Below are 5821 nucleotides of genomic sequence, written 5' to 3'. Positions count from 1 at the left end.
ATTTTCAACCGACTCTGCATTTATATTATGCAGCTTAAATGCCGATTAGCTTAGATAATAAATAACTGGCTAGAAAACATTATCTCACAACTTCCCGCGTAGGCGTAGCCCTCTGTAGGCATCGCTCTCTTGCATTACCTTAGGTATAAAATCACTCAAAGACTACTGTTCTATTCCCATATACTAATACACGATTTTGTAAGTGCGATCGCACCGCTCTTGCTAATACAACTCTCTCCAAATCTTTGCCTTTTCTCACCAAATCATCAACTTCATCTCGGTGACTAACTCGCACTACATCTTGCTCAATAATTGGGCCTGCATCTAAGTCAGCAGTGGCGTAATGAGCCGTTGCACCAATAATTTTTACTCCACGTTCAAAAGCTCGGTGATAGGGATTTGCACCGATAAAAGCTGGTAAAAAGGAATGATGAATATTAATAATTTGCGGAAATTTACTAATAAAATCTGCACTAACAATCTGCATATATTTTGCCAATACAACTAAATCAATTTTGTACTGGCGGAGTAATTCTAGTTGTTGGGCTTCTTGTTCTGATTTATTATCTTTATTAATGGGAATATGCTGGAAGTCGATATTAAATTGCTCTGCCACTACCTTTAAATTAGAATGGTTACTAATAATTAAAGGAATTTCAGCAATGAATTCTTTAGCGCGTTGTCGCCAAATTAAATCAAATAGACAATGGTCTTGCCGACTTACCCAAATAGCAATGCGTGGGACTGTATCAGAAAAACGTATTTCCCACTTAGCGCCTAAAGGTTGAGCAATGGCATTAAATGCAGGGGCAATAAACTCTCGCGGTAAATTGAACCCATTTAGTTGCCATTCAATGCGCGTGAGGAATAACCCAGCAGCAAAATCTGTATGCTGATCTGCATGGATAATATTACCACCATTAGAATAGATGAAATTGGCAAATTTCGCTACTAGTCCCCGTTGATCGGGGCAGGAAATCAGCAATGTTGCTGTCGGATTTGTCATAATAACTTAGAAAAACTAGCGATATTTGAAGTAGGGTAACACAGCTGTGCTACACTACCGTGCATTGTCGAAACATACCACAGAAAGAAAGCGTAATTTCTTATTTACCATTTGTCGGAGTTGGTAAAGGGGTGCTGAGTCCAGGCAGTTTCTGACTATTATCTACAGGTTGCTTCCACTCTGATAGTTCCCGATTCACAGCATTTTCAAAATCTGTAGATACCAACAGCACATTTATATTTCCATCAGGTTTAGCAGCAGGGTCAGCTTGAGCATACAATAAACGACCGTTAAAGCTAGATTTACCCAAAATCAACTGATGACTTTTTCGATTTTTTAGGGTGATATTGATGGTAGCTTGGGGTTTATCTAGGGCAAATTCTCCAAGCTCTTTTGCTGGAGTTAATAAGGTGCGATCGCTATTACCTTTAACTAACAAATCCATCAGATAAGAAACAATAGCATCATTTGCTGGGCCCGATGTCGGAGATTTGATTAACCACTTGGGATTACTAGATTCAGGGTTACGTTCCAGATTCACGGTGAGTTCTTTTGTCGTGACTGTTAAAGACTGCACATCATCTTCGGCAAAAGAGAAAATTTGCTGCTTTTGCTCCTTGCTTTCTTCTCGCACAGTCGCGCCCCGAATTTCATAGAAGTAAACAAAACTGCCTAAACCCAGCATTAGCAGTATCAAAATTAAAGTCGTTTTCGGCAATTTCATTTTTTAATCATTGGGCATTGGGAATTGGGCATTGGGCATTGGTGAAGAGTTCATATTTATAACTCCAAACTCTTGTACAGGCGCTATTAATCGCGTTTCCTAACTCACTTATTACCGTCGTTTCCACCAGATAATAATTGCGATCGCAAAACCAATTAAAGGTAAAAGCAACAGAGATGACAATATAAGAAGATTACCTTGTGTAGTTGTCAGAGTTATCCGGCGGTTTTTCGGTTCTTTGGGGCGAATGGAAAGGGGTTGTTGATCCTGTTGACTCAGCCAAGTAACTGAGTTGAGGAATACATCTCCATTTAATTGCTGTTGAAACAAGCCATCGGTGGCGAAATCGGAATTTCCTAAAACCACTAACCGCGACTCGGTGGCTGTTTGAGATGAGGGAGTGGGAGTCGGGGAGGCAGAGGGAGCAGAGGGAGCAGGGGGAGCAGGGGAGGCAGGGGGAGTGGGGGAAGTTTTGCTTTGGGTGGTTGGTGATGGTAGGGGTAAAGGTGTCGGTGAAGCTTGGGGTGTGGAAACAGATTTGGGTGGTTGTTTTCTTGTTAAGGCAACGCCCAAGGTTAGAGGCCCTTTCAGGTCTTTACCCTCATTAAACTCCAATTTTTCGCTTTGGAGGTCGCTTTCCGCCCAGCTGCTGGGATAGGGTTTGGTTCGTAGCAATGGAGTAGCCTGAACACCAGGTACAGAGGTAATTTCCAGTGGTCGGGCAATCGGATAAAAAGAATTGCCGTTATCGAAATCTTTGGTAATCGGATGTTGTCCGTATTCTGTGACTAAGGGCGTAGCAGGGCCAAGTCCCACGTTTCCGCCAGAGACATCGACTGCTAAACGATTATCCAGACGAACACCCCACTCTTGCAGCAAGCTGTTAAGTTTGGGATCGGTATTAGGATCAATCATCAGCAGTAAGTTACCACCGCGATTAAGATATTCTTGCAAAGCTTTGACTTCGCCTTCAAACAACCCTCGTTTGGGGCCAGCTACTATTACAACAGCCGCATCTTCAGGAACTTTGGAAGTTTCTCCTAAATTCAGGGGTGATGTTGTGAAATTTTTGTTGCCTAATCCCTGAACTGCTTGTGATATTGCATCTTTACCAGGCGAAAGCTGGCGTTCGCCATGACCTTGGAGTAAGTAAACTTTGGCTGTGGTAGAACTTGTTAGTTGTTGCAGGCGACTAGTTAATCTGATTTCTGACAAGCGCTCATTTTGATTTACTGTTTGCACTAATTGCCGTTTATCGCCAGATTCTAAATAAACTTCCCCGTAATCTTTGACGCCAAACTTTTCTGCAAGTCCTGGTCTAGTTTGGGGGTCGATGTACTCATATTTAAATTTTGAGCTTTGTCGCTGATAATTTTCTAGTAATTCTCGGTCTTGGGGATTTTGGTTAATATCAAACACCCATACTTTAACTGGCTGTGGTAAAACCTTTACTAATTCCCGTGACTGGGGCGCAAGGGTAAACAATTGAGTCTCTGTTAAGTCTGCCCGCAAGTGATAGCGAGTCCCTAAAAAGTTAATCAATCCTAAAATTGCTAACACTGCCAGAGTGGCCACCAAGGCATTAGTCCCAGCTTGGGTAGAACGACGTTTCCACCAGTTAGTTTGGTAACTTTGCCATATTATCCCTAACCCACTGATGACAATTCCTGTAATTAGAAATGCTAATGTAATTAGTCCCCACTGTTCAGAGACTAATCCAACTGTTAAGCCGACAGCAATTAGGAATGGGCCCAACCAAAACAGATATTTCCACAGTTTCTTTTTTGCAACTATCTTCATATTATTAGACTGAAGTGAGGAGTTAGGAGTAGCCCTGCCAAGGTGGCATGGTCTCGTTCCCATGCAGAGCATGAGAATGCCTATCTAGGGGCTGCTGCCTTTAGTCCAAGGAGGCAGAGCCTCCCCAAAGCCATTCCTTGGCAGAGCCAAGGAACGAGAGGTTGATAGTTTTTGGGCATTATAACTACTGCCTTTGAAAGCGCAATGCATCAATTGATTGAGCAGTGAGAAAAATACCCAAAAAAATGTAACTGGCGAATAAAATTAAGGCGCTGGTATCAAAAATGCCTTGAATTAAGGTGTTGTAATGTTTCAGCAATGATAGATAACCTAAAGCTTCGCCCAATGGGCCAGGGACAATTTTGCCGATTAAATCAATCAATAACAATAATAGAATTACTGCAAAGGTGAAAACGGCAGACAGAATTGTGCTGTCTGTTAATGAAGAAATAAACATTCCTAAAGATAAAATTGCTGCTGCTAGCAAGATTAATCCAAAATGACCCAGCAAGGGAATTGAGAACGCCATTGGTGGATTTGATCCACTGATGGCGATCGCTTCAAACACTAGCATGGGTACAACCATCGTGGTAAAAAATGTTAGTACGCCTAATAACTTACCTACAGCTACCGCCCAATTGGTGATTGGTGAGGTGGCTAATAGTTCCAAAGTGCCCCGCTTACGTTCTTCGGCATACAGTCCCATCGAGAGAATTGGCAGGATAAATAACAATAGCCAACCCATGCGATCCAAAAATGCCCGGACAAATTCGTAGGGGACATCTATCGGCGGTACTGGCACTCCGAGTTGTTGCCCTTGTGCATCTATTGCCGCGACTCCTAGCAAAATGCCATCTGGCCCTAGCAAAATCATCACGAAGAATAATCCGGCGATGAGCCAAAATATGCCTGCGATCGCATAAGCCAAAGGTGATACAAAATAACTTTGTAACTCTCGGCGATAAATGGCAATAATATTACTCAGCACTACACCCATTTACGCTGCTTCTCCTTCGTTGTCTGCTGCTAAGTCTACCTCAGTCTCGAATTTTTTTTCTTCTGTGGTTAGTTGCAAGAATACGTCTTCTAAGGTAGCGTTAACTCGCTTCAGTTCATGTAAACCAAATCCTGCCCGCACTAATGTTGTGGCAATATCCTTTCCTGGTTCTTTTCCCGGTTGCGATATTACCCGCAAATAAGCGCGGTTTTCCTGGGGTTGATGGCCTCCGGTTGTCGGAATTGATTCTATCAAACTCACACCCGCGACTTTTTGCAATACCTGTTTCGCTAGGGCAGCTTCTCCTTCTATTTCCAATTCATACCCTGAGCCACCTGTCAACTGAGTCATCAGGTTTTCTGGTGTATTAGTTGCCACAACTTTACCGCGATTAATAATGGCGACGCGGCTACAAGTCATGCTCACTTCTGGCAGAATGTGCGTGGAAAGAATAATTGTGTGAGTACCAGCGAGACTCTTAATTAAATTCCGCACCTCAATTATTTGTCTGGGATCGAGTCCAACGGTGGGTTCATCTAAAATGATTGCTGGTGGATCGTGGACGATCGCTTGAGCAATTCCTACCCTTTGGCGGTATCCTTTAGAGAGTTTGCGAATAATCACCCGTCGCTTATCTTCTAAGTTGCAGCGTTCGATAGCGGCTGTTACCTTGTTGGGGCGATCGCCTGCTGATACTCCCTTAATTTGGGCGACAAAATGCAAAAATCCCTCCACTGTCATGTCTGGATATAACGGCGGTGTTTCGGGTAAATAACCAATTCGTTGGCGTACAGCTAGGGAATTTTCATGGACATCATAACCAGCAATCCGGGCATTTCCATTGGTTGCCGGTAAATAACCAGCCAGAATCCGCATGGTTGTGGTTTTACCAGCACCATTGGGGCCCAACAAACCTAAAATTTCCCCAGGTTCGACGCTAAAAGTGACATCGGTAATTGCTGAGGTGGAGCCGTATATTTTACTTAGATGTTCAACTTCGATCATCGGTATAGTGGCGATCGCAATTTATAGAATACCCAATAATCTTAGATCACGATATTGGGTATGGGGGATTGGCACTAAGATTAGCCGACGACGGGTAAAGTTCCTGAACGATTACTGAAGTACAGTTAACTAGCAATATAGGAATCTGATTTGATTTCTAAAATGATTTGCGTAGGTAGGCAATAGGAAAGAAGGCAAGAGGCAAGAGGCAATAGGCAATAGGCAAGAGGCAAGAGGAAAGAAGGCTTCCTAGTTGTACTGAGTTTTTTCAGAAATCAAATACTAGTCC

Annotated in this window: 5 protein-coding genes; all 5 read right to left on the bottom strand. The window is 43.0% G+C overall.

The window, feature by feature from the left end:
• Positions 1–151 precede the first annotated feature (151 nt).
• Positions 152–1006, bottom strand: coding sequence for a formyltetrahydrofolate deformylase (gene purU, locus VB740_RS16860; protein ID WP_323201115.1), 855 nt, complete (start codon positions 1004–1006; stop codon positions 152–154).
• A gap of 100 nt (positions 1007–1106) precedes the next feature.
• Positions 1107–1730 (bottom strand): DUF4340 domain-containing protein, encoded by a 624-nt coding sequence (locus tag VB740_RS16855; protein WP_323201114.1) that lies wholly within the window; start codon positions 1728–1730, stop codon positions 1107–1109.
• 111 nt (positions 1731–1841) lie between these two features.
• Entirely contained in the window at positions 1842–3530 is a 1689-nt protein-coding gene (locus tag VB740_RS16850) for a GldG family protein (RefSeq protein ID WP_323201113.1), read from the bottom strand.
• 184 nt (positions 3531–3714) lie between these two features.
• Positions 3715–4527 carry an ABC transporter permease gene (locus tag VB740_RS16845; RefSeq protein ID WP_323201112.1) on the bottom strand — a complete coding sequence of 271 codons (813 nt, stop codon included), beginning with the start codon at positions 4525–4527 and terminating at the stop codon, positions 3715–3717.
• Positions 4528–5532, bottom strand: coding sequence for an ABC transporter ATP-binding protein (locus VB740_RS16840; RefSeq protein WP_323201111.1), 1005 nt, complete (start codon positions 5530–5532; stop codon positions 4528–4530).
• Positions 5533–5821 lie beyond the last annotated feature (289 nt).

It is taken from the genome of Nostoc sp. UHCC 0251 (genome assembly GCF_034932245.1).
GTDB lineage: Bacteria > Cyanobacteriota > Cyanobacteriia > Cyanobacteriales > Nostocaceae > Nostoc.
This window is presented reverse-complemented; position numbering and strand designations above follow the sequence as displayed.